At 65.7% G+C, this 25,666-nt stretch carries 20 protein-coding genes; 13 read left to right on the top strand and 7 right to left on the bottom strand.

The genetic code is table 11. The features are described from left to right. The first annotated feature begins 75 nt into the window (after nucleotides 1–75). A complete protein-coding gene (locus AN936_RS18845) occupies nucleotides 76–642 on the top strand; it encodes a superoxide dismutase family protein (RefSeq protein WP_054589426.1) in 567 nt (188 codons plus the stop codon). A 45-nt stretch (nucleotides 643–687) separates the two neighbouring features. Here the strand turns inward: AN936_RS18845 and AN936_RS18840 are convergent, their stop codons facing one another. Then, the gene (locus tag AN936_RS18840) at nucleotides 688–2,286 is read right to left on the bottom strand and encodes a spinster family MFS transporter (RefSeq protein WP_054589425.1); all 1,599 of its coding nucleotides are present in this window, start codon (nucleotides 2,284–2,286) and stop codon (nucleotides 688–690) included. A gap of 106 nt (nucleotides 2,287–2,392) precedes the next feature. On the opposite strand from AN936_RS18840, the gene AN936_RS18835 reads away from it, so the two are divergent. After that, nucleotides 2,393–2,881, top strand: a complete 489-nt coding sequence (locus AN936_RS18835) for a low molecular weight protein-tyrosine-phosphatase (RefSeq protein ID WP_054589424.1) — start codon at nucleotides 2,393–2,395, stop codon at nucleotides 2,879–2,881. On the opposite strand, the gene thpR is transcribed toward AN936_RS18835, so the two are convergent. Continuing rightward, the gene (thpR, locus tag AN936_RS18830) at nucleotides 2,791–3,405 is read right to left on the bottom strand and encodes an RNA 2',3'-cyclic phosphodiesterase (protein ID WP_054589423.1); all 615 of its coding nucleotides are present in this window, start codon (nucleotides 3,403–3,405) and stop codon (nucleotides 2,791–2,793) included. The two genes, AN936_RS18835 and thpR, sit on opposite strands and share 91 nt — an antisense overlap. A 139-nt stretch (nucleotides 3,406–3,544) precedes the next feature. Here thpR and AN936_RS18825 point away from each other — a divergent pair, with 139 nt between their 5' ends. Beyond that, nucleotides 3,545–4,282, top strand: a complete 738-nt coding sequence (locus tag AN936_RS18825) for a Bax inhibitor-1 family protein (protein ID WP_054589422.1) — start codon at nucleotides 3,545–3,547, stop codon at nucleotides 4,280–4,282. Nucleotides 4,283–4,572: 290 nt separating this feature from the next. Here AN936_RS18825 and AN936_RS18820 read toward each other — a convergent pair whose 3' ends face one another. Both AN936_RS18820 and purD read right to left on the bottom strand, forming a co-directional pair. Beyond that, nucleotides 4,573–5,313 (bottom strand): hypothetical protein, encoded by a 741-nt coding sequence (locus AN936_RS18820; protein WP_054589421.1) that lies wholly within the window; start codon nucleotides 5,311–5,313, stop codon nucleotides 4,573–4,575. A gap of 59 nt (nucleotides 5,314–5,372) precedes the next feature. Continuing rightward, on the bottom strand, nucleotides 5,373–6,650 hold the full coding sequence (gene purD / locus AN936_RS18815) for a phosphoribosylamine--glycine ligase (protein WP_054589420.1): 1,278 nt from the start codon (nucleotides 6,648–6,650) through the stop codon (nucleotides 5,373–5,375). Here purD and xseA point away from each other — a divergent pair. The 5 genes from xseA (at nucleotide 6,649) to AN936_RS18790 (ending at nucleotide 14,708) form a co-directional block, all read left to right on the top strand. After that, nucleotides 6,649–8,097, top strand: a complete 1,449-nt coding sequence (gene xseA, locus AN936_RS18810) for an exodeoxyribonuclease VII large subunit (protein WP_054589419.1) — start codon at nucleotides 6,649–6,651, stop codon at nucleotides 8,095–8,097. The two genes, purD and xseA, sit on opposite strands and share 2 nt — an antisense overlap. Before the next feature lie 87 nt (nucleotides 8,098–8,184). Further along, nucleotides 8,185–8,397, top strand: a complete 213-nt coding sequence (locus AN936_RS18805) for a DUF2093 domain-containing protein (protein WP_054589418.1) — start codon at nucleotides 8,185–8,187, stop codon at nucleotides 8,395–8,397. Then, on the top strand, nucleotides 8,394–9,320 hold the full coding sequence (locus tag AN936_RS18800) for a peptidoglycan DD-metalloendopeptidase family protein (RefSeq protein WP_054589417.1): 927 nt from the start codon (nucleotides 8,394–8,396) through the stop codon (nucleotides 9,318–9,320). Before AN936_RS18805 ends, AN936_RS18800 begins: the two co-directional genes overlap by 4 nt. Before the next feature lie 265 nt (nucleotides 9,321–9,585). After that, complete coding sequence (locus tag AN936_RS18795) at nucleotides 9,586–12,651, top strand: TonB-dependent receptor domain-containing protein (RefSeq protein ID WP_234715638.1); 3,066 nt, start codon at nucleotides 9,586–9,588, stop codon at nucleotides 12,649–12,651. Between the two features lie 68 nt (nucleotides 12,652–12,719). Beyond that, nucleotides 12,720–14,708: a tetratricopeptide repeat-containing sulfotransferase family protein gene (locus tag AN936_RS18790; protein WP_054589415.1), complete on the top strand. Its 1,989-nt coding sequence runs from the start codon at nucleotides 12,720–12,722 to the stop codon at nucleotides 14,706–14,708. Here the strand turns inward: AN936_RS18790 and AN936_RS18785 are convergent. Further along, complete coding sequence (locus tag AN936_RS18785; protein ID WP_234715637.1) at nucleotides 14,705–15,421, bottom strand: 2OG-Fe(II) oxygenase; 717 nt, start codon at nucleotides 15,419–15,421, stop codon at nucleotides 14,705–14,707. The genes AN936_RS18790 and AN936_RS18785 overlap by 4 nt on opposite strands. 62 nt (nucleotides 15,422–15,483) lie before the next feature. Between AN936_RS18785 and AN936_RS18780 the strand changes: the two genes are divergently transcribed. The 5 genes from AN936_RS18780 (at nucleotide 15,484) to AN936_RS18760 (ending at nucleotide 21,246) form a co-directional block, all read left to right on the top strand. Continuing rightward, nucleotides 15,484–15,804: a hypothetical protein gene (locus AN936_RS18780; RefSeq protein WP_149037724.1), complete on the top strand. Its 321-nt coding sequence runs from the start codon at nucleotides 15,484–15,486 to the stop codon at nucleotides 15,802–15,804. A gap of 4 nt (nucleotides 15,805–15,808) precedes the next feature. Next, complete coding sequence (locus tag AN936_RS18775) at nucleotides 15,809–16,762, top strand: aspartyl/asparaginyl beta-hydroxylase domain-containing protein (RefSeq protein ID WP_054589412.1); 954 nt, start codon at nucleotides 15,809–15,811, stop codon at nucleotides 16,760–16,762. Between the two features lie 3 nt (nucleotides 16,763–16,765). Beyond that, nucleotides 16,766–17,389, top strand: coding sequence for a sulfotransferase family 2 domain-containing protein (locus AN936_RS18770; RefSeq protein WP_054589411.1), 624 nt, complete (start codon nucleotides 16,766–16,768; stop codon nucleotides 17,387–17,389). Nucleotides 17,390–17,412: 23 nt separating this feature from the next. Further along, complete coding sequence (locus AN936_RS18765) at nucleotides 17,413–18,009, top strand: aspartyl/asparaginyl beta-hydroxylase domain-containing protein (protein WP_054589410.1); 597 nt, start codon at nucleotides 17,413–17,415, stop codon at nucleotides 18,007–18,009. 234 nt (nucleotides 18,010–18,243) lie between these two features. Continuing rightward, a complete protein-coding gene (locus AN936_RS18760; RefSeq protein ID WP_234715636.1) occupies nucleotides 18,244–21,246 on the top strand; it encodes a TonB-dependent receptor plug domain-containing protein in 3,003 nt (1,000 codons plus the stop codon). 72 nt (nucleotides 21,247–21,318) lie between these two features. On the opposite strand, the gene clpB is transcribed toward AN936_RS18760, so the two are convergent. Both clpB and AN936_RS18750 read right to left on the bottom strand, forming a co-directional pair. Further along, entirely contained in the window at nucleotides 21,319–23,901 is a 2,583-nt protein-coding gene (gene clpB, locus AN936_RS18755) for an ATP-dependent chaperone ClpB (RefSeq protein ID WP_054589408.1), read from the bottom strand. A gap of 163 nt (nucleotides 23,902–24,064) precedes the next feature. Continuing rightward, nucleotides 24,065–25,639 carry a leucyl aminopeptidase gene (locus tag AN936_RS18750; RefSeq protein WP_054589407.1) on the bottom strand — a complete coding sequence of 525 codons (1,575 nt, stop codon included), beginning with the start codon at nucleotides 25,637–25,639 and terminating at the stop codon, nucleotides 24,065–24,067. Between the last annotated feature and the right edge of the window lie 27 nt (nucleotides 25,640–25,666).

Here is a 25,666-nt window from a genome sequence, read left to right as displayed (position 1 = left end):
CATTCATCCTTTGAAGGGCCCGGACGGTCGCCGATGCGGCCGCCGTGCCCCACGCCAATCCATGGGGAGCAAGTTATGACGATCGTATCGCGCCGCAACGGCACATTGCTGGCCACCGGCCTGATCGCCCTCGCGCTGGCGGGCTGCGCCAGCCTGACGGGCAAGGGATCGCCCGACAAGCTGCCCGAGCCCGATGCGGTGGCGCAACTGACCGACGCCAGCGGTAGCGATCGCGGCCGCGTCGATATTTTCAAGGATACGAACGGCCTCCGGCTCGAACTGGTCGCGCGCGGCTTCGCGGCGGGCACCTATGGCATGCACGTCCACGCCGTCGGGCTTTGCGAAGGCCCCAAATATACGAGCGCCGGGCCGCACTGGAATCCGACCGGCGCGCAGCACGGGCGTGAAAATCCGATGGGCGCGCATCATGGCGACATGCCGAACCTCGTCGTCGAGCCCGACACGATCGGCCGCGCGACGCTGACCCTCGTCGGCACGCGCCTGGCCGGCGACGGCGGGTTGCTCGACGCCGACGGCGCGGCGTTCGTGATCCATGCCAAGCCCGACGATTACCGGACCGATCCCAGCGGCAACAGCGGCGACCGCATTGCCTGCGGCGTGATCGTCGCCAAGGCGGACTAGTCGCAATCGCTCCTCCCCGCGCGCGGGGAGGAGTCCCGGGACAACCTAGACCCGCGCCCGTTCCTCGATCGTCGCTTCGGCCTGCGGCACGGCGCGATAGGCATAGATGAGCAGCCCGAGCGCGATCGGCGCGACGCCGATCAGCGACAGGATGCCGGTGCGCAGGTCGCCCACCGGTTTGCCGTCGACGATTGTCCCGGCAAGATCGGAAATCTGTCCGACCATATAGGGGCCGAAGGACAGGCCGACGAGCGTCGTGCCGAGGAAGAAGGCGGCCGTCGCCGTCCCGCGCATCCGCGGCAGCACCAGATCCTGCGTCGTAGCCGCGGCGGCGCCCAGTGCGGCGGCACCGAAAAGGCCGGCAAGGAAGTTCATCGTATAGAATATCGTCGAATCCTCGGTCGTATAACCGATCCAGATCGGCACGACCGGCGCGACGACGCCGAAGATGATCATCAGGATGCGCCCCGCCGGGTTTTTCTCGCGCAGCGCGTCGGCGATCCGGCCGCCGATGATCACTCCGACAAAGCCGCTGACCGCGCCGTTCGCGCCGAGGATGAAGGCCAGTTCCTGCTTGGGGAGGCCCAGCACCGCTTCGGCATAGGGCGCCGACCAGAAGGCGAGCGCATAGGCGGCGAGGCTGACAAGGCCGTAGCCCAATGTCGTGCAGATAAACGCCGGCGTCCCCCAGATCAGCCGGAAGGTCGCGGGATCGTGTGCGCGGAGCGTGCAGGCCCAGGAGAAGACAGCATAATAGCCGAGTGCGACGGCCGACCATTGCGGGAAATTGCCGGTCAGCCCGATCATCCACCAGGCAAAGGCGCTGACCGCCGCGGCGAAGCCGATGTTGATCGCCAGTGCCGCGGGCCCGCGCTGCCATGCGCCATAAAGCGTAAGCGGCGGCACGATCATCGACAGATCCTTGCCGAATTCGCGGAAGGGCGTCGGCGAGCCGTGCGCCGGGGTGCCGTCCATCGCCCCGCGCACCGGCTCGCGCAGCGATGCGACCCACAGGGCGAGCAACAGTCCAGGAATGCCGACGGCGAGGAAGGCCGCCTGCCAGCCCACCAGCCCCAACGGGCCGCCAGCCGGATAGGCCCTATTCCACCCCTCGAGGATCAACGCGCCAATGAACAGCGAAACGCCGCCGCCGAGGTACAAGCCCGACGAATAGATGGCGAGCGCCGTCGCTTTCTGCCGCTTCGGGAAATAGTCGGAGATCAGCGAATAGGCGGTCGGGCTGGCGGTCGCTTCGCCGACGCCCACTCCCATGCGCGCGAGCGTCAGGGTCGCCTGGTTGTATGCGAAGCCCGATGCGGCAGTCATCGCCGACCACAGGGTCAGGCCGATCGACAGCAATTTCACCCGGTTCCAATTGTCGGCGAGGCGGCCGAGCGGAATGCCGAACAGCGCATAAAAGACCGCGAAGGCGGCGCCGCCGAGGAAGCCCATGTCGCCGTCGGACAGGCCAAGGTCGGCCTTGATATCGACCGCGAGGATACTGAGGATCTGCCGGTCGATGAAGTTCAGGATATAGACGACGACGAGCACCAGCAGCACGTACCAGCTATAGCCGCTCGCGCTGGCCGGGGCGGCGGGCGCCTGCTCGTGCGCCGCGCCACCGTGGCTCATATCCTCGGCCATCTGGCATCCCTCCCACTCACCCGTTATCGTTGACGCCAATGGCTAGCAGAGCCGCGAAAAGGCGCAAGTTGAAAGTCGGTTCAACTTTGCGGGCGACAGGAGCGATATGCGTAACGATCGACAGGATGCGAAACCCGCGATTCTCTTCCTCTGTCTCGGCAATATCTGCCGCTCGCCGCTGGCCGAGGGCGCGGCACGCGCGGCCTTTGCCGCAGCGGGCATCGATGCGACGCTCGATTCGGCGGGCACGGCCGACTGGCATATCGGCCATCCGCCCGACCGGCGCGCGCAGGCCGAGGCGCGTCGCCGCGGCACCGACATCGGCGACCTTCGGGCTCGCCAGCTGGTTCGCGAGGATTTCTATCGCTTCGACCTGATCCTCGCCGCCGACGAAGCCAACCTTCGCGATGCCCGTGCACTCGCGCCTGCCGATGCGATGGCAAAGCTGCGGCTGATGCTCGATTTGGTGCCGGGGCGCGCGGGCGACAGCGTCGCCGATCCCTATTATGGCGACGAAGGCGGCTTTGCCGCGACGTGGGACGATGTCGGCGCGGTCGCCGCGGCGCTGGTCGCGGCGTCTGCGAAAAGCGTATAGCGCGCGACCGGATGATAGCGCGACCCGCCATGGCCCATCTCGCTTTCGTAGAGCAGGGCATGGTCAAAGACGAAGGGTGCGCTCGCGAGATCGCTGTGCAGCGCGAGGAACGGCGCGACCAGCCCGGCGGCATGACTCAGGCGGGCAAGGGTGATATGCGGCTGAAAGGCACGCGTTTCGGGATCGACGCCGACACGCGCGAGGAGTTGGTCGACCTTGCGGTGGAGTGCCGCAACCGGTTCCTGTGGCTCGACGCCGGCCCAGACGGTGTGCGGGCGACCCCGGCGTTCGAACATTCCGACCCCGGCAAGGCGCGCGGCGACGGCGGGCGCGTGCAGGCTGCCGAGCGCCGCGGCGATATCCTCGGCACGGTGGCGGTCGACCTCGCCGATGAAGCGCAACGTCAGGTGAAGCTGGTCGTCGCTCTGCCAGCGGGCGGCGGAAATGCCGTGCATCGCGGCGACGAGCTGTTCGCGGATCGCTCGCGGCGGCCGCAGCGCGACGAAGAGGCGGTGGGTCGACATGGCCGCGCCAGCATAGGAGCTTTGCGGCGTTCGAAAACCGCAAAGCGCGGGTAATGTCCGGTTTCGCTTGAAAGCGGGGAGGAAAATGCCGATATTCGCCCTACGGCCGGTATGGGCTGGCCGGTGATGGAGATGAAAAATGGCGAATTGGAACGACCCCAATGTGGCGGCTTCCGGTTTTGGCGCCGGCGCGAACGCAATGGACCAGGCCGTCGATGCCGGGCTGCGGTCGTACATGCTGTCGGTTTACAACTACATGGCGTCGGGGGTGCTGCTGACCGGCATCGTCGCGCTGCTCTTTTCGCGCTGGGAAGGCGCGCCCGCCCTGCTGTTCGGCCCGGGCGCGGTCAAATATCTGATCATGTTCGCGCCGCTGGCATTTGTGATGGTGCTGAGCTTTGGCATCAACAAGCTATCGACGACCGCGGCACAGGGCCTGTTCTGGGCTTTCTCGGTCGTCATGGGCCTGTCGATGGCGTCGATCTTCTTCGTCTTTACCGACGCGTCGATCGCGCAGACCTTCTTCGCGACGGCGGCCGCCTTCATGGGCCTCAGCCTCTATGGCTATACGACCAAGAAGGATCTGTCGGGCCTCGGCACCTTTCTGATCATGGGTGTGTTCGGCATTATCGTCGCGATGCTGCTCAATGCTTTCGTCTTCCAGTCGAATGCGCTCAGCCTGGCGATCAGCGTGATCGGCGTGCTCGTTTTCGCGGGTCTGACGGCCTATGACACGCAGAAGATCAAGAGCATGTATTTCTATGTCCGCGGGACCGACTTTGTCGGCAAGTCGGTGATCATGGGGGCGCTCAGCCTCTATCTCGACTTCGTCAACATGTTCACCTTCCTGCTCAACCTGCTGGGCAGCCGCGAATAAGCGGTCGGACAAGCAATCGAACGGGAAAGCCCGGCGAAGCGATTCGCCGGGCTTTTTCTTTGCGTGAAAGATCGTCGGGTTTGAATGTCGGCTTTGGGGTGGGGAACGGACGTTGGCGGTTCCGATGTGATCCCCGGCGGAAGCCGGGGCCCAGAGCGATGGAAAGCCGGCCTTGCGTGACTACGCCCTGGGCCCCGGCTTTCGCCGGGGTGCACGACGGGAACGGCAACTATCGGCCGCAATCGGCCGTTAAGAGCGCTTGCGATACAAGCCTCGAAACACTGCCGAAATCAGAGTTCGCCGCCGAGCGCCCCATATTTCGCTTCGAAACCGGCCTTGTCGCCGCGGGCAAGATACCCCGCCTGATCGACGATATTGTCGCGCGCGATACGGCCTTGGAACGCGCCGAGTTGCGGATCGATCACCGCGATATCGGCGTCGGTCCAGTCCGCGATCTGTTGAAAGCTGGTGACGCCGAGACCGCCGAGCAGCGCGACCATCTTGGGCCCGACGCCCTTCAACAATTGCAGATTGTCCGTCTTTGCCGCCGGCGCCGGCGCCGGCGAAGGTGCCGGAGCGGGTTCGGGGGCCGGCGGCGGAACGGTCGGTTCCTCGGGAACAGCGCGCTCCGGTTCCGACGTGGGCTCCGGTTCCGGTTCCGGCTCGGGCGCCGTGGCAGGGCGGGGTTCGGGGGCGGGCGGCGTCTCGGCTGCGGGCGCTGCCGGAACCGAGGGTTCTTCGGGAATATCGAGGGCGGGCTCGGGCTTTGGTGCGGGAGGAGGCGCCGCCTTGGCGACCGGCGTGGGCGGCGGCGTCGGTGCGGGTGCCGGCTCGACCGGCTTGAAGCGCGCCGGCTCGGCCGCGATGATCTCGGGCTTTGCCGGTTCGAGCGGCTTGCGCGGTTCGGCGCGAGTCGCGGCCGGCGGCGCGATCTCTTCGGGTTTCTTGCGGCCGAAGAGCCACCACAGCAGTATGACCGCGACGACGAGGCCGACGACCGCGACGATCCAATTTTCCTGAAGCCACGTCATGTTGCTCTCCCTGCTTTCCGTTCAGCCTATGCGGGCGCGCCGGCCGCGTCCAGCGCCGCCTATTCCGCCTCGCGCGCGACCTCGCGCCAGCCGATGTCGCGGCGGCAGAAACCGGTCGGGAAATCGAGTTTGTCGACCGATGCGTAGGCCCGTGCCTGCGCTTCGGTAACGCTCTTGCCCGTCGCCGTCACGTTGAGGACGCGGCCTCCCGTCGCAACGATTGCGCCATCGACCCTCGCCGTTCCGGCGTGGAAAACGCGCACGCCGCCAGCTTCGGCCGCGGCGATGTCGCGAATCGCGCCGCCCTTTTCGGGTGTGCCCGGATACCCGTTCGCCGCCATTACGACGGTGAGCGCATAGTCGTGCGCGAAGGCCGGCGCCTCCGCCGCGGTAATGCTGTCCGTGGCAGCGGCGTACAGCAGCGCCGCGAGGTCGCCCCTGAAGCGCATCATCAGCACCTGGCATTCGGGATCGCCGAAGCGGCAATTATATTCGATCAACTTCGGCCCTTCGCCGGTGAGCATCAGCCCGGCGAACAGCACGCCGACATAAGGCGAGCCCTCGGCGGCAAGCGCCCTGACAGTCGGCCGGATGATGCGGTCCATCACCGCGGCTTCGAGTTCGGCGGTGAGCACGGGCGCGGGGCTGTAGGCGCCCATGCCGCCGGTGTTCGGACCGATATCGCCGTCGCCGACGCGCTTGTGATCCTGCGCGCTGCCGAATGCGATCACGTCCGTACCGTCGGACAGCGCGAAGAAGCTTGCCTCCTCGCCGGTCATGAATTCCTCGATCACCACCTCGGCGCCGGCGCCGCCGAAGGCGCCGTCGAACATGTCGTCGATCGCAGCCGCCGCTTCGGCCGCGGTTTCGGCGATGATCACGCCCTTGCCTGCGGCAAGGCCGTCGGCCTTGATCACGACGGGGATCGCAAAGCCCTCGAGCACCGCATGCGCTTCCTCGGCGCTGGTGCAGCGGACATAGGCGGCGGTCGGGATCGACGCACGCGCGCACAGGTCCTTGGTGAAGCCCTTCGATCCCTCGAGCCGCGCTGCCGCGGCGCCGGGGCCGAAGGTCGCGACGCCGATCGCGCGCAGCCGGTCGGCGAGCCCCGCGACCAGCGGCGCTTCGGGACCGACGACGACGAAATCGATCGCGTGCGCCTTTACGAACGCGATCAGGCTGTCGATGTCATCTGCGGCGATCGCGACGCATTCGGCGTGCGCCTCGATCCCCGGATTGCCCGGCGCGGCATAGAGCTTGCGGCAACTCGCCGATTGCGCCAACTGCCAGCTCAGCGCATGTTCGCGGCCCCCCGAGCCCACCAGCAGGATATTCATGTCTGTCCCTTTTCCCGATACGGCGTCCGACGATGGCACCGAAGCGCGGCTGTTAGCCGAGGCGGCGCCGGGGGACAATGCGCCTGCCTTGTCAGTCAGCCAATTGTCGGCGGCGATCAAGCGGACAGTCGAGGATGGCTTCGCGCGCGTTCGGGTACGCGGCGAGCTGTCGGGCGCCAAGCGCGCGGCCTCGGGGCATTTCTATGCGGCGCTGAAGGACGATAATGCGCTGATCGACATGGTGATGTGGAAGGGGCAGGCGGGGCGCCTCGCCTTCCGGCCCGAGGACGGGATCGAGGTGATCGCGACCGGCAAGCTCACCACCTATCCCGGGCGTTCGAAATATCAGCTCGTCGTCGACACGCTGGAGGTTGCGGGCGAGGGTGCGTTGATGCTCCTGTTCGAAAAGCTCAAGGCACGGCTCGGTGCCGAAGGGCTGTTCGACCCGGCGCGCAAGCAGCCACTGCCGCGGCTTCCCGCTGTCATCGGAGTCGTCACGTCGCCGACCGGTGCGGTGATCCGCGACATCCTCCACCGCCTCGCCGACCGTTTTCCGATGCACGTGATCGTCTGGCCGGTGCTGGTGCAGGGCGACGGCGCGGCGGCGCAGGTCGCCAATGCGGTGCGCGGGTTCGATGCGATCCGGCCGGGCGGGCCGGTGCCGCGTCCCGACCTCGTCATCGTTGCCCGCGGCGGCGGCTCGATCGAGGATCTGTGGGCGTTCAACGAGGAAGTTGTCGTGCGCGCGATCGCCGATTGCCGCATCCCGACGATCAGCGCCGTCGGCCACGAAACCGACGTGACGCTCGCCGATCACGTGGCCGACGTGCGCGCGCCGACCCCGACGGCGGCCGCCGAGATCGCGGTGCCGGTGCGCGCCGAGCTGCAGGAATTGCTCATCCATCGCGCCAGCCGCATGATCGGCGCTGCGAACCGGCATCAGGCCCTGGCAAGTGAACGGCTTGCCGCCCTCGCGCGGCACCTGCCGCGGCGCGAGGCGCTTTACGCGCCGCAGCGGCAGCGGCTCGACGATGCCGGCGACCGGCTCGACCGGGCGCAGCGGCACCGGCTGACGGTGGTCGCCGAACGGCTGGCGACGCGCGGTGCGGCGCTGCGTCCCGGCCTGCTCGCGCGGCGCTGGGATCGCGACCGGGCGTTGCTCGAAGGGCTAGGGCGGCTGCTCGTCTCGCTCGACCCGCGCGCGCTGCTGTCGCGCGGCTATGCGATGGTGCGCGATGCGGGCGGGGCGATCGTGACGACGGCCGGCGCCGCGCGCGAAGCAGGGGCGCTCCGGCTGCAATTCGCCGACGGCGACGTGCCGGTTGCGGTGAGCGGGGGCGATCCGACGCCTCCGTCGCCGGCGCCAGTTTCGTCTCCGGCTCCGCCAAAGTCGGCCCGCAAACCTGCCGATCTATGGCCGGAGCGGGGGCAGGGCGAGCTGTTCTGAGCCGCCGACGTAACGGGGAGGGGGTGGCTGCGCTGCCAGATATGGCTATAGTCGGGCAAAGACCCGACACCGAATGGACCAAAAACCATGTTGATCGCCAGCCGCAACCGCCTCGCCAACCTCCACTACGGACCCAACGGCTTTCGTGTCCTGTCGCCGGGCGACCATGTCCTGTGCGCGGTGACCGGGGTGGCGATCGGGCTCGACGAGCTGCGCTACTGGTCGGTCGCGCGGCAAGAACCCTATGCTACGGCGGCGATCTCGGTACAGGCCGCGCTGGACGATACGCGCGGCGCATGAGGGGCACGAAGGACCGGTTCCGCACCGCGGCCGCGCTGCCGCTATTGATCCTCACGGCGAGCTGCGTCCCGCCCGCCGGCACGCCCGCCCCGATGCCGCCGCCCGTCGCAAGCCCGGCGCCGACACCGGCACCGGTGCCGCGACCGAGCGCGCCGGTGCGTAGCGATTTCACCTTTCGCGGCATGCCCGAACAGGGCGGCGTCCTGATCGGGCAGGTGCCGGGCGGTACGCGCACGCTGATGCTGGACGGCAAGGCGGTGCCGGTCGCCGCCGACGGCAGCTTCCTCATCGCCTTCGACCGCGATGCCGAAACCGGCCAGCACCTCGTTGCCACGCTCGCCGACGGACGCGCCGTCGAGCGCTCTCTCGCGGTCGCGGCGGGGAGCTGGCGGATCGAGCATATCAACGCGCCCTATCGTGGCAGCGCGGCGAGCGACGCCGAGTTCGAGCGCCGCCGTCCCGCCGAACTCGCGCAGATCGCCGAGGCGCGGCGGACCGATCACGAATCGAACGGCTGGCGGCAGCAATTCCGCTGGCCGGTGACCGGGCGCCTGTCAGGCTTCTTCGGGTCGCAGCGCGTCTATCAGGGCAAGCCCGGCAGCTATCACGGCGGCACCGACGTCGCGGTGCCGGCGGGAACCCCCTTCGTGGCGCCCGCCGACGGGGTCGTCGTGCTCGCGGCGGCGGCACCGTTCACGCTCGAGGGCAACCTGCTCATCGTCGACCATGGCATGGGTCTCAACAGCGCCTTCCTCCATTGCCAGCGGCTCGACGTGAAGGTCGGCGACAGGGTGGTCCAGGGGCAGCGGCTGGGGACGGTCGGCCGGACGGGACGCGCCACCGGGCCGCACATGCACTGGGGCCTCAAATGGCGCGACGCGCGGCTTGATCCCGGAAAACTCGCGGGCCCCATGGGCAACTGAGCTGCCGCGGAGCCCGAAGCGATTTCGTAACCGATGAAACAAAATGTCGCGAAACAGGTGCGGCTACCGCATTGTGTTTCGTCGTTTCTCCGGGTTGTTGCAAATACGTCACAATCACTTCCGAAACCGCCGAACGCGCCGGGAATTTCCTTTACTCAAGATGAATGACCCTCCATCCCGCACGCTATCGGGGTGTCTGCTCGGGGGTTTGTGCCTTCGCGCTGGGGCCCGGGTATCTTAGCCACCAGTAGCAAGGGACTGCACTGTGAAGAAAACCCAACTTTCCATGCTGAAACTGAGCGCCGCGCCCCTCGTCTTGGGCGTCGCGATGGTTTCGGCTCCCGTCCAGGCGCAGGACGCGCCCGCCGACGAAGGCGAAGCGACGATCGTCGTCACCGGTTCGCGCATCGCGCGTCCGAACCTCGAATCGAACAGCCCGGTTGCGGTTGTCACCGGCGAAGCGACGGTCGAAAACGCCGACGTCACGCTCGACACCTTCCTCAACACGCTGCCGCAGGTCAATCCGGCCGGCACCACCACGTCGAACAACCCCGGCAACGGCGGTCAGTCGAACATCAACCTGCGCGGTCTCGGCTCGAACCGCAACCTCGTCCTGATCAACGGCCGCCGCCCGATGGTGTCGGCATCGGACCAGACGGTCGATCTTAACACGATCCCGCAGGGCCTGATCGAGCGCATCGAAATCGTGACCGGCGGCGCCGGCGCGGCTTACGGCGCCGACGCGGTCGCGGGTGTCGTCAACCTGATCCTCAAGGACAATTTCGAAGGCATCGATCTTCGTGCGACCTATTCGAATTCGGTTCCGAAGACCGACGCGCGCGAATATCAGATCAGCGGCATCATCGGCGGCAACTTCGCCGACGGTCGCGGCAACATCGCCTTCTCGGCCGAATATTCGAAGCGCCAGGGCCTGATCAAGGCGCAGCGTCCGTTCGCGTCGCAGGCGACCTCGACGACGAGCTCGTTCCCCACCGGTTCGCTGACCAACAGCGCCCTGAACCCGTATGACCAGGCTGCTGTCGATGCCCTGTTCACGAGCTATGGCGTTGCCGCCAGCCAGCTTCCGCGCGTCAACCAGCTCGCGTTCAACTCGGACGGTTCGCTGTTCGGCGTCGGGACGTTCAACAGCCCGGTCGAGGTGTCGAACTTCCGCTACGACCTTGCCTCGCCGGCGAACCCGAACCTCAACTTCTACCCTGACTTCTACAGCTACAACTTCGACATCGTGAACATCCTCGTCCTGCCGCTGGAGCGCAAATCGGCGTTCCTGACCGCGAAGTACGAGATCAATCCGGCGTTCGAAGTGTTCGTGCAGGGTGGCTACACCAACTATAACTCGGCGACGGCGCTTGCGCCGACCCCGGTCAGCACCGGCATCGTCAACACCAACAGCACGGCATCGGTCCTGAACGCGCGTTCGCCGCTGGTGAACCTGATCCAGGATGGCGGTCCGAACGACGGCCAGCCGGGACGCATCACGGGCTTCGTGGTGCCGGTTTCCAACCCGTTCATCTCGGACGATCTGCGTCTGTTGCTCAACTCGCGCACGGGCAATGACCCCAACCTTGCGGGCACTGGCGCCGATGAAGGCGTGCGTATCGGTTATCGTTTCCTCGGTACCGGTCTGCGCGAACAGCAGCTCGAGAACGAAGTCATCCAGGGCCTCGTCGGCCTGCGCGGCGAGTTCGCTCCCGGCTGGCGCTATGAAGCCTATTACAGCTGGGGCGAAACCACGATCGACCAGCGCGCGACGGGCAACGTCAACGTCCAGAAGGTGCAACAGCTGCTCGAAGCCGCCGACGGCGGCGTCAGCCTCTGCGACGGCGGCTTCAACCCGTTCGGTATCCAGCCCTTCTCGCAGGATTGCGTCGATTTCGTTTCGGAAACGGGCGTGACGCAGACCAAGTTCACGCAGAAGGTTGCCCAGGCTTATGTCTCGGGTGAGCTCGCCGATCTGCCGGGCGGCCCGCTGGGCGTCGTGTTCGGTGTCGAACAGCGCAAGTTCAAATATGCGTTCGACCCGGGCGCTCTCTTCGGTCCGATCGCCGGCTTCAACACCAGCACGCCCGACCTCGGTACCAACGAGTTCCTCGACTTCTTCGGCGAACTTCGTGCGCCGATCATGGATACGCTGGAACTGTCGCTGACCGCGCGTCATTCGAAGAGCGACTTCAACGACATCCAGAACGGCGTCGATGGATCGCCGTCGAACGACTGGACCTATGGTGGCACGATCACCTGGAGCCCGATCGATCAGGTTCGCCTGCGTGCGAGCTACCAGCACTCGGTCCGCGCGCCGAACTTCGGCGAACTCTTCTCGGGCGGCGGCAGCTTCCCGCAGATCTTCGACCCCTGCTCGGCGAACAGCAACTTCCGCCAGAATGGCGGCGCCGATGCCCGCGCGCTCTGCATCGCGACCGGAGTGGGTGCAGGCACGGCCGATACGTTCGTTGCGACTCCCGGTGCCCAAGCGTTCATTACGACGACTGGCAACCCGAACCTGAAGCCGGAAAAATCGGACACCTTCACCGTCGGTGCGGTGTTCCAGGCCGGCGGCTTCACGGGGTCGATCGATTATTACAACATCAAGATCAAGGACACGATCCTCAACCCCGATGTCAATGAAATCATCGCATCCTGCTATGGTTACAACGACATCAACCCTGAGCTCGATCCGGACAGCCCGTTCTGCGACGCGATCGGTCGTTCGAACAACAGCATGACGGGTATCTACCTGCCGGCAGAACTCGGCGGCGACGCCAGCGGTTACTTCCAGTTCGTCAACGCCGGGTCGGTCAAGACCTCGGGTGTCGACGTTCAGCTGGGCTATCGTCTGCCGACGCCGTTCATCAACGAAGACAGCGCGCTCAACCTGAACCTGATGGTCAACTACCTGATCGACTTCAAGAATGTCGGTCTGGGTGGGCTGAAGACGGATTATGCGGGCACCGCATCCTACTTCGGCGCTGGCCTGGGAACGAGCTTCCCGCGCTGGAGGGCGACGCTCAACACCAAGCTCAACATCACGCGTGAGCTGAGCTTCGACACCCGCGTCCGCTTCACCGACTCGATGAAGAACCGCGCTGCGGTCCAGTATGTCGGCGAAGAGTTCACCGGTCCGGGCAGCGTCTTCTACTTCGACTTCGCGCTTCAGGCCGAAGTCGATGCGATGACCTTCCGCATCGGCGTCAACAACGCGTTCGACAAGCAGCCGCCGACCTATGCACCGAACGTGCAGTCGGGCACCGATCCGTCGCTGTACGACGTCATCGGTCGCCGCGCTTACGTGTCGGCACGCCTGAAGTTCTAAGCTTCGGCAACCAACGAATGAGGAGGGCGGGACTGGTGTCCCGCCCTCTTTTTTTATAGACAGCGTCGATGACCGTGACCGACAGATTACGCGCCGCTTATGCGGCCTATGCCAAGGGCGACCTTGCGACCGCGAAGGCCCAGGGCGAAGCGGCGCTCAGCGTCCAGCCGACCAATCCCACCGTGCTCCAGCTGCTTGGCGTCGTTTCGTGCCAAACCGGTGCGTTGCGGCAGGGGGTGGATTATCTCCGCCGGGCGCTCGCCAATGGCGCCGACACCAGCGATACCCGGATCAACCTCGCGCGTGCCCTGCTCGATCTGGGCGAGGCGGACGAGGCGGCGCGTGTGTGCGCCGAAGGCGATGTCGCAGGATCGGCCGAATTGAAGGTTATGCAGGCGCAGATACTGAAAGCGCAGGGGCGCGCGACCGAAGCCGGCTGGGCCTATGAAAAGCTGGTTTCGGACGATCCGAAGAATTTCGCCGCCTGGAACAATCTCGGCAATGCACGGCACGAGGCCGGCGATCTGGAAGGCGCGTTGCAAGCCTTTCAGGAAGCGCGGCAGATCGATCCGAAATCCTCGCTTGTCCACACCAATATCGGCCGCGTCCTGATTTCGATGGACCGCTATGAAGATGCGTGCCGGATGCTCGAAAAAGCGGCGCTGCTGGCGCCGCAGGAGGCGGCACCGCTGATCGAACTGGGGCGGGCGCTTACCAGTATCGATCATGCCGAACCGGCGCTGCGCGCGCTTGGCGCGGCGGCGCGTCTCGATCCGTCGAATCCCAGAATCTTCCTGGCGATCGCCATCGCCTTTCTCGACCTGTCGAACAACGACCAGGCCGAGCGGGCGCTGCGCTTTGCGATCAAGGCCGATCCGCACTTCGCCCCCGCCTATCTCAACCTGGGCATCCTGCTCGAAAAGGCCAACCGGCTCGACGAGCTACGTGCCGTACTGGCCGATGCCACCGCGGCGGGGGTAACCGGCGACGATATCGATTATCTCCGCGCGCTGATGCTGTCGCGCGACGGCGACCGCGACACCGCGCTCGCGCTGATCCGCGACCTGCATGGGTCGAGCGTCAATTCGACGATCCGGATGCAATTCGCGGGGCAGCTCGCCGACCGGCTCGGCCGGGCGGAGGACGCGCTCTATTTCTATGAGGAAATGAACCGGGCCCAGGCGCAAAGCCCGATGGGGGTCGGCGTCGATCGCAGCGCCTATCAGCGCGCCATTGCTGCGGCCGATCGCCAGACGACGCAAGCCTGGTTCGCGGGATGGGCCGAGGTGCCGCCCGCTGCCGACCGCGCTTCGCCCGCTTTTCTGGTGGGTTTCCCGCGTTCGGGCACCACCTTGCTCGACACGATCCTGATGGGACACAGCGGCACCCATGTGCTCGAAGAGCTGCCGATTATCGAGGAACTGGCGCAATCGCTGGGCGACCTCGACCACATCCGCACGCTCGACGCGGCCGCCGTCGCCGACCTGCGGGGCCGCTATTTCGCCGAACTCGACAAGCGCGCGCCGCCCCCGGCCGGCGCGCTCGTCATCGACAAGAATCCGCTGTCGATGATCCGCGTCCCGCTCATCCATCGCCTGTTTCCCGACGCGAAGTTCATTCTCGCGATGCGGCATCCTTGCGACGTCGTGCTCAGCTGCTATATCCAGAATTTCAAGCCGACCGAGGCGATGGCGAGCTTTCTCGATCTCGCCAACGCCAGCCGCACCTACGACAGCATTTTCCATTATTGGGAAAACTGCCGGGCCCTGTTCCCGATCAACGTGCATATGCTGCGCTATGAAGCGATGATCGCCGACGTTGCGGCGGCGACGCGGCCGCTTTTCGATTTCCTCGGGCTCGACTGGGAGGAGGGCGTCCTCGATCACCAGAAAACGGCGGTCGAGCGCGGCTTCATCCGCACCCCCAGCTATGCGCAGGTTACCGAACCGATCTATTCGTCGGCGAGCGGGCGCTGGAAGCGCTACGAACCCCAGATGCGCGAAATCCTACCGATTCTCGCGCCGTGGGTCGAGCGTTACGGTTACAGCCTCGACTAGCCGTCGCGCGCGCGCAGCCAGCCGGTGATCGACAGGCGTGGTTCGGGCGCGAACGGGGTGACATAGCTGACGCTATGCTGTTGCGGCACCGAGAAGAGCCGTAGCGCGTCCATGCGGGGGGCAAAGGCTTCCTCGATTTTGCCGTCGTCGCCGTGGAACATCAGCAGGCCGCCCCATTCGGCGCGCCATGCCGGCGCCAACGAATAGACATAGGCGGCGCGGCGGTGCTTGCCCGCCACATCGTCGTCGTGGCGGGTCAGGAAATGTCCCGCGCCATAACTCGTCGCCTGACCGTCGGCAAAGGCCGCATCCTTGCAGCCCAGAATGGCGCCGAGCATAGCCAGCACGGCGGGCGAGGAGAGGAAGGCGACGAACCCGGTCAGCAGGTCAGAGGGATCGAGGGTACGGCCGGCATCGGGAACGCGAATAGCCTCGTACCGATACTGGAAACCCTCGCGGCCTGCGTTCACGATATGCCGGTCGAGTTGGACGTGCTGGGCGGGGTCCATCGCCGCATAGGCTTCGCGCGTCATCTCATAGACCTTGTCGCCCGCGTTCATGACAAGCTTCCAGTCGGTGCGCGCGAGCAGGTAATGCCGCAGGGTTTCGGCCTGCCCCTCCGCCAGCAAGCCCTCGATCTCCACGCGCCCGTTGCGCAGGAACTGCCGCCGCAGCGCATCGTGGTCGATCCGGTCCGAAAGCCGAAAATCCAAGGCCATGATCCTTTGGTTCCCAAGGGTTTTCCCGCCCGGTCGCTGGCGGGGTCGAATTGACAGTGACGGGGGCAAGCGAATATATTCCTTGCATAGCGATATTGCTTTGGAGTTGGACTGTCATGCGCGGAATTCATCTGTTGAGCCTCGCCTCTGCTTCCTTGCTGCTTCCCATAACCCCCGCGTTCGCCAGCCCTTCGACCGACAAGGCGGCTGTCGATGCTAAGGACAAGATGGTCTGCAAGCGCACCCAGCGGACGGGTACGCGTTTTTATAGCCAGATCTGCAAGACTGCGGGACAATGGGAAGCAATTGAGGAGGAGCAGAAGCGCAATGCGCGCGAACTGATCGATCGCCCGCAGATCGAGATCCGGCGCGAGTGACCCGATGAAGCTGGGGATGCCGCTGGTCAAGCTGGCGCGGCAATATTGTGCTGAAACGCTGGCCGCCGAGGTTGCGGCCTTGCCCGCGGCTGCCTGGTTGCCGCACCCCGGCCGCCTGCCCGGCAACGATGCGGTGCCGCTGATCACGCCGGCGGGACAGGTGTCGAACGGGTTCAGCGGCCCGATGGCGCCGACCGAAGCGCTGCGCCAATGTCCCTATATCACCGAAATCCTTGCCGATCTGGGTGCGGTGTGGGGGCGTAGCCGGCTGATGGGGCTGGCGCCGGGGGCGGTCGTGCCCGAACATGTCGACGTCGGCTATTACTGGCGCACCCATATCCGCATCCACATCCCGGTGATCACCAACCCCGGCGTTGCCTTCAGCTGCGATCGCGAGACCGTCCATATGGCGCCGGGCGAATGCTGGCTGTTCGACAGCTTCTGCCTGCACAATGTCCGCAACGACGGCGACCAGAAGCGCGTCCATCTGGTGCTCGATACCGTCGGCGGCGAAAAACTGTGGGGGCTGATTGCCGAAGCCAAAAATATGGGCCGCGATGCGCAGCCGGTCCAGCGGATCGCGCCGGGATCGGTCGCGCCGGTGCCGCTTGCCTATGAACAGGTCAACCTGCCCGCGGTGATGTCGGTGTGGGAAGTGCGCTGCCATATCGATTTTCTGCTCGCGCAATGCGCCGATACCGACGCGCGCGGCGTGATCGCGGCGCGGCTCGAGCAGTTTGCCAACGCTTGGGGTGCGCTATGGGCGCAATATGGTACCGCAGCGGCGGGGCTTCCGGCCTATCGCCGGCTGATCGGCGACGTCCAGCGCGACCTCCAGCGGCTCGAGGCGCAGCGTATGCTGCTCCCGAACAATGTTCCCTTCGACCGCGCGCTGGCCGAACTGGTGTTCATGGTCGCCGCGCCCGACGCGGCATCGCCGGTCGCTGCTGCTGCCTGACCGATGATCGTTTCGTACAAGCACCGCTTCATTTTCGCCGCGATTCCGAAAACCGGAACGCATTCGGTGCGGCACGGCCTGCGCGAGCATATGGGACCCGACGATATCGAGCAGGCCCGCCTGTTCGTCGAAAAGAAGTTCCCGATCCCCGAACTCGCGCGGCTCGGCCACGGGCATATCAGCCTTGCCGAAGTGCGCCCTTTCCTCGGCGAGGAGACCTTCTCGGACTATCTGAAATTCGCTTTCGTCCGCAACCCGTTCGACCGCTTCGTCTCCTATTGCGCCTTTGCGACCAGTCGCGAGGGGACGTTCGCGCGCGACCCGCAACGCGTGATGCGCCATTTCCTGTTTGTCGCGCCGCCGCATCAGCACATCATCTTTCGCCCGCAACATCTGTTCCTGACCGACCGCGACGGAACGCTGCTCGCCGATATGCTGGGCAAGGTGGAGGAGATGCAGCAATCCTATGATGCGATCTGCGCGCGCATCGGCATCGCGTCGACGCCGCTCGATCATGCCAACCGTTCGCAGCGCGGCGCCTATCGCGACTATTATAATCAGGAACTGATAGACGGCGTCGCGAAAATCTATGCCCGCGACCTCGACCTCTTCGGTTATGAATATTGACCGGCAAGATTGAGGCGCGCGCCATGTATCCGAACCCTCGCAAGACCAAAAGCATCCGCCGGCTCGGCGCAGTCGACATCGCGGCGCTGAAGGCCGCGGTGCTCGCGATTCCCGAAGACATATGGCAGGCGGAAAATGCCGACAAGCCGAACCGTTTCGAGGCGCTCGACGCGACCGCGCACATCGTCTTCCGCTTCGTATCGGACGTGCGCGATTGGCGCGCCTCCTTCGCGCGGCCGATCTGGGAGGCCTGGGAGCCGTTGATCATGCCGGTGCTGCGCGCGGCGACCGCCGATTATGGCTATGCCAACGGGGTCTTCCCGCGCGTCATGCTCGCGCGCATGCCCGCCGGCGGTATCATCCAGCCGCACCGCGATGCCAACCCGGCCGCCAAATGGCCGCACAAGATCCATGTGCCGATCCAGACCAACCACCAGGTGCTGTTCCGCCTCGGCGGCGAGACGCACCATATCGCCGAGGGCGAGGCGGCCGAGGTGAACAATATGGACATGCATGCGGTGGTCAATCGCGGTGCCGACTCGCGCATCCACCTGATCTTCGAATATTATGATGCCGATCAGGCGGACCCCGCGTGGATCGGCGAGGCGGTTGGCGCCTGACGCTTCACCGGCGAACCGTGCCGCGTCCGGGACAGGCTGAGACGGTCGGGCCCGGCATCGTGCCCGCTTGTTGCATCATGGCCACAGTGGCGCCAGAAATGACCGAAATGATTGGAGATTTTCTTTACTCCTGAGGCGGTGGTTGCCAAGCACCACTGCATGGGGGTGTGCTCGTGGCGTACCAACACCCCCACGGCGCATGCCGCTATGATCCACGAGCAAGGAACTTCAAACGTGAAAAAACTGATCGATGCGCGGCGCCTTCGCCTTGGCGCGGCCCCGCTGGCTATGGGCATTGCGCTCATTGCGGTTCCGGCGATCGCGCAGGATGCGCCCGCCGATGAAACAGCCGCCGAAGAAGGCGATGCCATCGTCGTCACCGGGACGCGGATCGCGCGCCCCGATTTCAGCAATCCCAATCCGGTGGTCACCGTCGATTCGACGACGATCCAGCAGTCGGGCCAGACCAACCTGACCGAATTCCTGTCGGACAACCCCGCCCTGCTCGGTTCGCAGCGCAACATCAACACCGGCGGTTCGAACCTGCTGAATGCGCAATCGGTCGGCGTCAATCTGCTCAACCTGCGCAACCTCGGCACCAGCCGGACGCTCGTCCTCGTCGACGGCAAGCGCCATGTCGCGGGCTATCCCGGGACGGCCGCGGTCGATATCAACACGATCCCGACCGATCTCGTCGAGCGCGTCGATGTGCTCACCGGCGGGGTGTCGGCGATCTATGGCGCCGACGGCGTTTCGGGCGTCGTGAACTTCATCCTCAAGAAGGATTTCGAGGGCCTGAGCCTGCGCGCCCAGAACAGCATTTCGCAGCGCGGCGACGCCGGCGAGCGCTATATTGCGGCGACCGCGGGCAAGAATTTCGCCGACGGCCGCGGCAATGTCACGGTTGCCTACGAATTCAACGAAACCGACCGGTTCAGCCAGAAGCAGCGCCTGAACTACGGACGCACCGGCCCGTCCTATGCGCTCGTGCGCAATCCGAACGATGGCGATCCCAATTCGGCCGATGACGATCCGAACGTGCCCGACCGCATCCTGCTGACCGGCCTGCGCTGGGCCGACAGTTCGATGGGCGGTGCGATCGATTTCACCGGCGACGGCGTTCCCGAATTCACCGGCGAGGGCAAACCCTATGACCTCGGCAGCTATGTTCCCGGCACCGCCTTCACCATCGGCGGCGACAGCACGCCGCGCGAGACCTATTATGGCGACTACACGCCCTATACGCGGCGCCACATCGCCAACGCGATGGCGAGTTACGAGTTCGATCCGGCGTTCAAGCTGCACGCCGAGGTCAAATATGTGAAGTCGAAGGCGTGGACCGAATCGCAGCCGACCTATGACCTTTATACCGAGCTCGCACCCGACAACGCGTTCCTGATCGAGCGTTTCGGCGAAGATCTGGCGTCGGAGGGCGCGCTGTTCAGCCGCGACAATTTCGATTTCGGCCAGCGCCGTTACGAACTCGACCGCGAACTGTGGCGCGGCGTGATCAGCGCGACGGGCGAGCTGACGCCGCACCTCAACTATGACGCGTCGTTCGTGTTTGGTCAGGCGACGCAGCGGTCGACCAACTATGGCGACCGGATCGCCGACCGCTATTATGCGGCGCTCGATTCGGTGTACGACGCCGACGGCAACATCACCTGCCGCATCAACCTGCCCGGCGAAACCGACATCTTCGGGTCGAGCTTCGGTAATCCGGTCGTGTTCAACGGCCCGCCGAAGACGTTCCGGCCGGGCGAGTGCGTGCCGCTCAACATCCTCGGCAACGGTTCGCCGTCGAAGGAGGCGCTCGCCTTCGTCCTCGCCGACCATTCGGACTATTCGCGCCTGCGCCAATATGTCGCCAGCTTCGCACTGTCGGGCGACACAGGCGCCTTTTTCGAGCTGCCGGGCGGCCCGGTCGGCTTTGCTCTCGGCGCCGAATATCGCAAGGAAACGAGCTATTCGCGGCCGTCCGAATATAGCCAAGGCGGCGACCTGATCGACAATAGCGCGGCCCAGGTCGAACGCGGCAGCTTCGACGTCAAGGAGGTCTATGGCGAAATCCGCCTGCCGATCCTCGCCGACATGGCCTTTGCGAAGGATTTGTCGGTCGGCGGCGCGATCCGCGTCTCCGACTATTCGACGGTCGGCACGACGACGACCTGGAACGTCAACGGCACCTATGCGCCAGTGCGCGACATCGCCTTCCGCGGCACCTATTCGAAATCGGTGCGCGCGCCGAACATCACCGAATTGTTCTCGCCGCTGAACGGGTCGTTCGAGTTTATCGACGATCCGTGCGGTCCCGACCGGATCGCCGAAGGCAAGGCACCGCGCGAGGCCAATTGCCGCGCGGCGCTCGGCGCGCTCGGTATCGACATCGATGCCGTCGACGGCGACGGCGACCCGCTGTTCGATCCCGCGAACAACGGCGCTTCGCCGGGGAACAGCAGCTTGCTGGGCCAGCAGGGCGGCAACCCCGACCTCAGCGCCGAAAAGGCGAAGACCTGGACGGCCGGCGTGGTGCTCAACCCGAGCTTCCTGCCCGGCCTGACGATGAGCTTCGACTGGTACGACATCAAGCTGACCAAGGCGATCCAATACTCTACCGCGCAGGATATCGTCGACCTCTGCTACGATCAGCCGTCGCTCGACAACGACTATTGCGCGCTGATCAGCCGCAGCGGCACGACCGGCTTCGTCAACAATTACAAGGTCATTCCCCAGAATGTCGCTTCGTTCCGCACCGCGGGCCTCGATGCGAACATCCGCTACCGGATCGACCTTGGCGACAAGGCAGGCAGTCTCGACCTGCGGCTCGTCGGCAATTATCTCGACAAGCTGAGCTTCGTGCCGTCGCTCGGTGCGGATCCCGAAAACGAGCGCGACAGCGCGGCCTATCCGGCGCCCAAGTTCAGCGCCAGCTTCGACCTGACCTGGCACAAGGGGCCGTTCACGCTCAACTATGGCATCGACTGGTGGGACAAGACCCGCCGCGTGACCCGCGAGGAGCAGGCGGCGAACCCCGATTATGCGCCCTCGCAATATATCTGGTACCGCCAGAAGTGGGAGCATGAACTGTATATGGCGTATGACGTCGCCGACAGGTTCCAGTTCTACGGCGGCGTGAACAACCTCTTCGACCGCAAGCCCGACGACGGCGCGGTCGGCTATCCGATCAGCGCGGTCGGCCGGTCGTTCTACGTCGGGATCAAGGCCAAGGTGTTCTGATCCGGCAGAACGAGACAAAAAAGGGGCCGGAGGGATTTTCTCCGGCCCCTTTCTTTTGCCTTGAGGCGCGGCTCAGCCGGCCGGTGTCAGGATCAGCGCCCCGTCGCCTTCGTCGACTTTGATCGTCGAGCCGTCCCGGACCTCGCCCTTCAGGATCAGGTCGGCGAGCGGGTCCTGCAGATATTTCTGCACTGCCCGCTTCAATGGCCGGGCACCGTAGACGGGATCGTAACCGACGCGGCCGAGCCACGCGCGCGCCGCGTCGGTGAGGTCGAGCGTCACCTTGCGATCGGTCAGCAGCTTCTGGACGCGTGCGACCTGGATATCGACGATGCCGCCCATATGCTGCTGCGCGAGGCGGTTGAAGAGTACGATCTCGTCGAGCCGGTTCAGGAACTCGGGCCGGAAATGCGCCCGCACGACTTCCATCACCGCAGGCTCGGCCTGTTCGACCGGCGCGTCGTCGGGCAGCGCCGCGATCGCCTGACTGCCAAGGTTCGAGGTCAGGATGATCAGCGTGTTGGTGAAGTCGACCGTGCGGCCCTGCCCGTCGGTCAGCCGCCCGTCGTCGAGCACCTGCAGCAGGATGTTGAACACGTCCTGATGCGCCTTTTCGACCTCGTCGAACAGCACGACCTGATAGGGGCGGCGGCGCACCGCTTCGGTGAGCGTACCGCCTTCCTCATAGCCGACATAGCCCGGCGGCGCCCCGACGAGCCGCGCGACGCTGTGCTTCTCCATGAATTCGGACATGTCGATGCGGACCATCGCATTGTCGTCGTCGAACAGGAAACGCGCGAGCGCCTTGGTGAGTTCGGTCTTGCCGACGCCCGTGGGGCCGAGGAACAGGAAGGAGCCGAGCGGGCGGTTCGGATCCTGAAGGCCCGCGCGGGCGCGGCGGACCGCGGTCGACACGGCGCGCACGGCTTCGTCCTGGCCGATGACGCGCTGGGTCAGCGTGTCCTCCATGCTCAGCAGTTTCTCGCGCTCGCCCTCCATCATCCGGTCGACGGGGATGCCGGTCCACTTGCTGACCACCGCGGCGATATCGTCGGCGGTGACTTCCTCACGCAGCATTGCATTGCCCGCCGCGGTCTGCGCCGCCTCGAGCTGTTTTTCGAGGCCGGGGATGGTGCCGTAGCTGAGTTCGCCTGCCTTCGCGAGGTCGCCCGCGCGCTGCGCCTGGTCGAGCGCCGAACGCGCCGCGTCAAGCTCTTCCTTGATCTTGGCCTCGGCGTGGATCTTGTCCTTCTCGGCATGCCATTTCTGGGTGAGCTCCGCCGACTGCTGCTCGAGATTGGCGAGTTCGGACTGCAAGGTCGCGAGTCGGTCTTTCGACGCAGCGTCGCTTTCCTTGCTGAGCGCCGCTTCCTCGATCTTCATTTGGATGATGCGGCGGTCGAGGCCTTCGATCTCCTCGGGCTTCGATTCGACTTCCATGCGAATACGGCTTGCCGCCTCGTCCATCAGGTCGATTGCCTTGTCGGGCAGGAAGCGGTCGGAGATATAGCGGTTCGACAAGGTCGCGGCGGCGACGATCGCGCCGTCGGTGATCCGCACGCCGTGGTGCAGCTCATATTTCTCCTTGATGCCGCGCAGGATCGAGATCGAATCCTCGACCGTCGGTTCGCCGACGAACACCGGCTGGAAACGCCGCTGGAGCGCGGGGTCCTTTTCGACATGCTTGCGATATTCGTCGAGCGTCGTCGCGCCGATGCAGTGCAACTCGCCGCGTGCCAATGCTGGTTTCAGCAGGTTCGAGGCGTCCATCGCGCCCTCGCCCTTGCCCGCGCCGACCAGCGTGTGCATCTCGTCGATGAACAGGATTATCTCGCCCTCGGCGGCCTTCACATCGTCGAGCACGCCCTTCAGCCGTTCCTCGAACTCGCCGCGATATTTGGCGCCCGCGATCAGCGCGCCCATATCGAGCGACAGCAGGCGGCGATCCTTCAAACTGTCGGGCACGTCTCCGTTGACGATGCGCAGCGCGAGCCCTTCGGCGATCGCGGTCTTGCCGACCCCGGCTTCGCCGATCAGCACTGGGTTATTCTTGGTCCGGCGCGCGAGAATCTGGATCGTGCGGCGGATTTCCTCGTCGCGGCCGATGACGGGGTCGAGCTTGCCCTCGCGCGCGACTTCGGTGAGATCGCGCGCGAATTTCTTGAGCGCCTCATAACGGTCTTCGGCCGAGGCGGTGTCGGCCGTGCGCCCGCCGCGCAGATCGTTGATCGCCTTGTTGAGCGCATCGGCCCTGACGCCCGCGTCCGCGAACGCCTTGCCCACCGGGCTATTCGCCGCGAGCACCATCGCGAGCAGCAGCCGCTCGACGGTCACATAACCGTCGCCCGCCTTGCTCGCGACCTGTTCGGCCTGGTCGAGCAGGCGCACCGCGTCATTGTCGAGCCCCGGCGTTTGCTGCGCGCCCGATCCCGACACCGCGGGCACCTTGGCGAGCAACGCGTCGATGCCCGCGACCGCGCGCGCCGCGTCGCCGCCGCTCTTCGCGATCAGGCCAGCCGCCATGCCTTCATTGTCTTCGAGCAGCGCTTTCGCGATATGCTCGGGCGAAATCCGCTGGTGGTTCATGCGGATCGCGATCGTCTGCGCCGCCTGCAAAAAGCCCTTGGCGCGATCGGTAAATTTTTCGAGGTTCATTCTGGATAAGCCCCTTTCTCGCCAAGCAAGATAGTGTTGCTATTGTGCAACACAAGGGGTGTCCTGCTAGTTCCCGTCCGTGTCGAGCGAAGTCGAGACACCCAGAAGGCGCGCGTCACCGATGAGCATCTCGACTTCGCTCGATGCGAACGGAAAAGGCGGGTTACGAACCTGACCGTGCCAGCTCGTCGAGCAGCCTGACGCCAAAGCCCGACATGCCCTTCGGCACCAACGGGGTCGCCTTGTCGGCCTGGTTGACGCCGGCGATGTCGAGATGCGCCCACGGCGTCGCTTCGTCGACGAAATAGCCGATGACATGCGCCCCGATGCTCGCGCCCGGCCCCTGGCTCGGGGCGATGTTGCGGATGTCGGCGATGTCGGACTTGATCTTCTCGGCATAATTTTTGTGGAGCGGCATGCGCCACAATTCCTCGCCGCTCGCCGTCCCGGCCGCGAGCAGCGCGGCGGCGAGCTTCTCGTCGCGCGCGAACAGGCCCGCATATTGATCGTCGAGCGCGCCGACGATCGCGCCGGTCAGCGTCGCGATGTTGACGATCGCCCGCGGCTTGTAAGCGCTGGCGACATATTCGTTCGCATCGGCGAGGACGAGGCGGCCTTCGGCGTCGCTGTTGAGCATCTCGATCGTCTTGCCCGACATGGTGCGGGTGATGTCGCCGGGGCGCTGGGCGTTGCCGTCGGGCATATTCTCGGCCAGCGCCGCGACACCGACGACATGGACGGGCGCGCGCGATTTGGCGAGCGACAGCACCGCGCCGACCGCCGAGGCGGCGCCCGACATGTCGCCCTTCATGTCCCACATGCCAGCGCCGGGTTTCAGCGAAATGCCGCCCGAATCGAAGGTGATCCCCTTGCCGACGAAGGCCAGCGGCGCGTCGGGCGCGCCGCCGCCGCGATAGCGGACGAGCAGCAGCCGCGACCCGCGCGGGCTGCCCTGACCGACGCCGACGAGCGTGCCCATGCCGAGCTTGCGCATCGCCGCTTCGTCGAGCACTTCGATGCTGACGCCGCCGACACCGGCAAAGGCATCGCGGACGCGCGCGACGAAACTTTCGGGATAGATGATGTTCGCGGGTTCGTTGGCGAGGTCGCGCGACAGGCGCACCCCGTCGGCGAGCGGCTGCCAGCGTCCGTCGAAAGCGGCTTTGGCGGCAGCGGGATTGGCGCCGAGCAGCGTCACCGCGCCCGTCGGCACCGCCTTCCGGTCGACGGTCTTATAGCGGTCGAAGCGATATTGGCCGAGCGCGAAGCCATAAGCGACGTCGGCCGCCGCTGCGTCGCCATAGGCGCCCGCGACCGTCACCGGCTGCGCTTCGTTCGCCAGTTCCTGTGCTGCCTTGCCCCCCGCCTCGGCGAGCGCGAGCGACGAGGGCGCAGCGCCGGCGCCGACGAGCAGGACGCGCGAATGCGCCCCGATGCCGCGCAGCGACAGGGTCGATCCGGCTTCGCCCTTGTAATCGGCGGCGGCGATCGCGGCAGTGACGGCCTGCCGCTCGGCGCCGGTCAGCGGTGCCCCGTCCAGCGGCGGCAGCACCGCGTCGGTCATCACGACGACCAGCGCACCCCCCGCCGGGGCTTCGGCGGCGAAGCCGATCGCGCGGCCGGTGCTGTTCGCGGCGGTCGCCGGAACGACGCCCGAACCGGTGACGGTCTGGGCCAGCGCGGCGGATGCCGGGGCAAAAGACAGGCAGGCGGCGAGGAGCAGGCTCTTGGTGCGCATTGGACGATAATTCCCTGTTTTTCAAAT

Source organism: Sphingopyxis macrogoltabida (assembly GCF_001307295.1).
Taxonomy (GTDB): Bacteria; Pseudomonadota; Alphaproteobacteria; order Sphingomonadales; family Sphingomonadaceae; genus Sphingopyxis; species Sphingopyxis macrogoltabida_B.
This window is presented reverse-complemented; position numbering and strand designations above follow the sequence as displayed.

Excerpts from the sequence above, each read along its gene's own strand:
- AN936_RS18805 (WP_054589418.1), top strand. The coding sequence starts at position 8,185 with ATGTTGATCGCCAGCCGCAACCGCCTCGCCAACCTCCACTACGGACCC.
- AN936_RS18840 (WP_054589425.1), bottom strand. The coding sequence starts at position 2,286 with ATGGCCGAGGATATGAGCCACGGTGGCGCGGCGCACGAGCAGGCGCCC.
- thpR (WP_054589423.1), bottom strand. The coding sequence starts at position 3,405 with ATGTCGACCCACCGCCTCTTCGTCGCGCTGCGGCCGCCGCGAGCGATC.
- AN936_RS18770 (WP_054589411.1), top strand. The coding sequence starts at position 16,766 with ATGATCGTTTCGTACAAGCACCGCTTCATTTTCGCCGCGATTCCGAAA.
- xseA (WP_054589419.1), top strand. The coding sequence starts at position 6,649 with ATGTCTGTCCCTTTTCCCGATACGGCGTCCGACGATGGCACCGAAGCG.
- AN936_RS18820 (WP_054589421.1), bottom strand. The coding sequence starts at position 5,313 with ATGACGTGGCTTCAGGAAAATTGGATCGTCGCGGTCGTCGGCCTCGTC.
- AN936_RS18775 (WP_054589412.1), top strand. The coding sequence starts at position 15,809 with ATGAAGCTGGGGATGCCGCTGGTCAAGCTGGCGCGGCAATATTGTGCT.
- AN936_RS18845 (WP_054589426.1), top strand. The coding sequence starts at position 76 with ATGACGATCGTATCGCGCCGCAACGGCACATTGCTGGCCACCGGCCTG.
- AN936_RS18790 (WP_054589415.1), top strand. The coding sequence starts at position 12,720 with ATGACCGTGACCGACAGATTACGCGCCGCTTATGCGGCCTATGCCAAG.
- AN936_RS18800 (WP_054589417.1), top strand. The coding sequence starts at position 8,394 with ATGAGGGGCACGAAGGACCGGTTCCGCACCGCGGCCGCGCTGCCGCTA.
- purD (WP_054589420.1), bottom strand. The coding sequence starts at position 6,650 with ATGAATATCCTGCTGGTGGGCTCGGGGGGCCGCGAACATGCGCTGAGC.
- AN936_RS18835 (WP_054589424.1), top strand. The coding sequence starts at position 2,393 with ATGCGTAACGATCGACAGGATGCGAAACCCGCGATTCTCTTCCTCTGT.
- AN936_RS18750 (WP_054589407.1), bottom strand. The coding sequence starts at position 25,639 with ATGCGCACCAAGAGCCTGCTCCTCGCCGCCTGCCTGTCTTTTGCCCCG.
- clpB (WP_054589408.1), bottom strand. The coding sequence starts at position 23,901 with ATGAACCTCGAAAAATTTACCGATCGCGCCAAGGGCTTTTTGCAGGCG.
- AN936_RS18825 (WP_054589422.1), top strand. The coding sequence starts at position 3,545 with ATGGCGAATTGGAACGACCCCAATGTGGCGGCTTCCGGTTTTGGCGCC.
- AN936_RS18765 (WP_054589410.1), top strand. The coding sequence starts at position 17,413 with ATGTATCCGAACCCTCGCAAGACCAAAAGCATCCGCCGGCTCGGCGCA.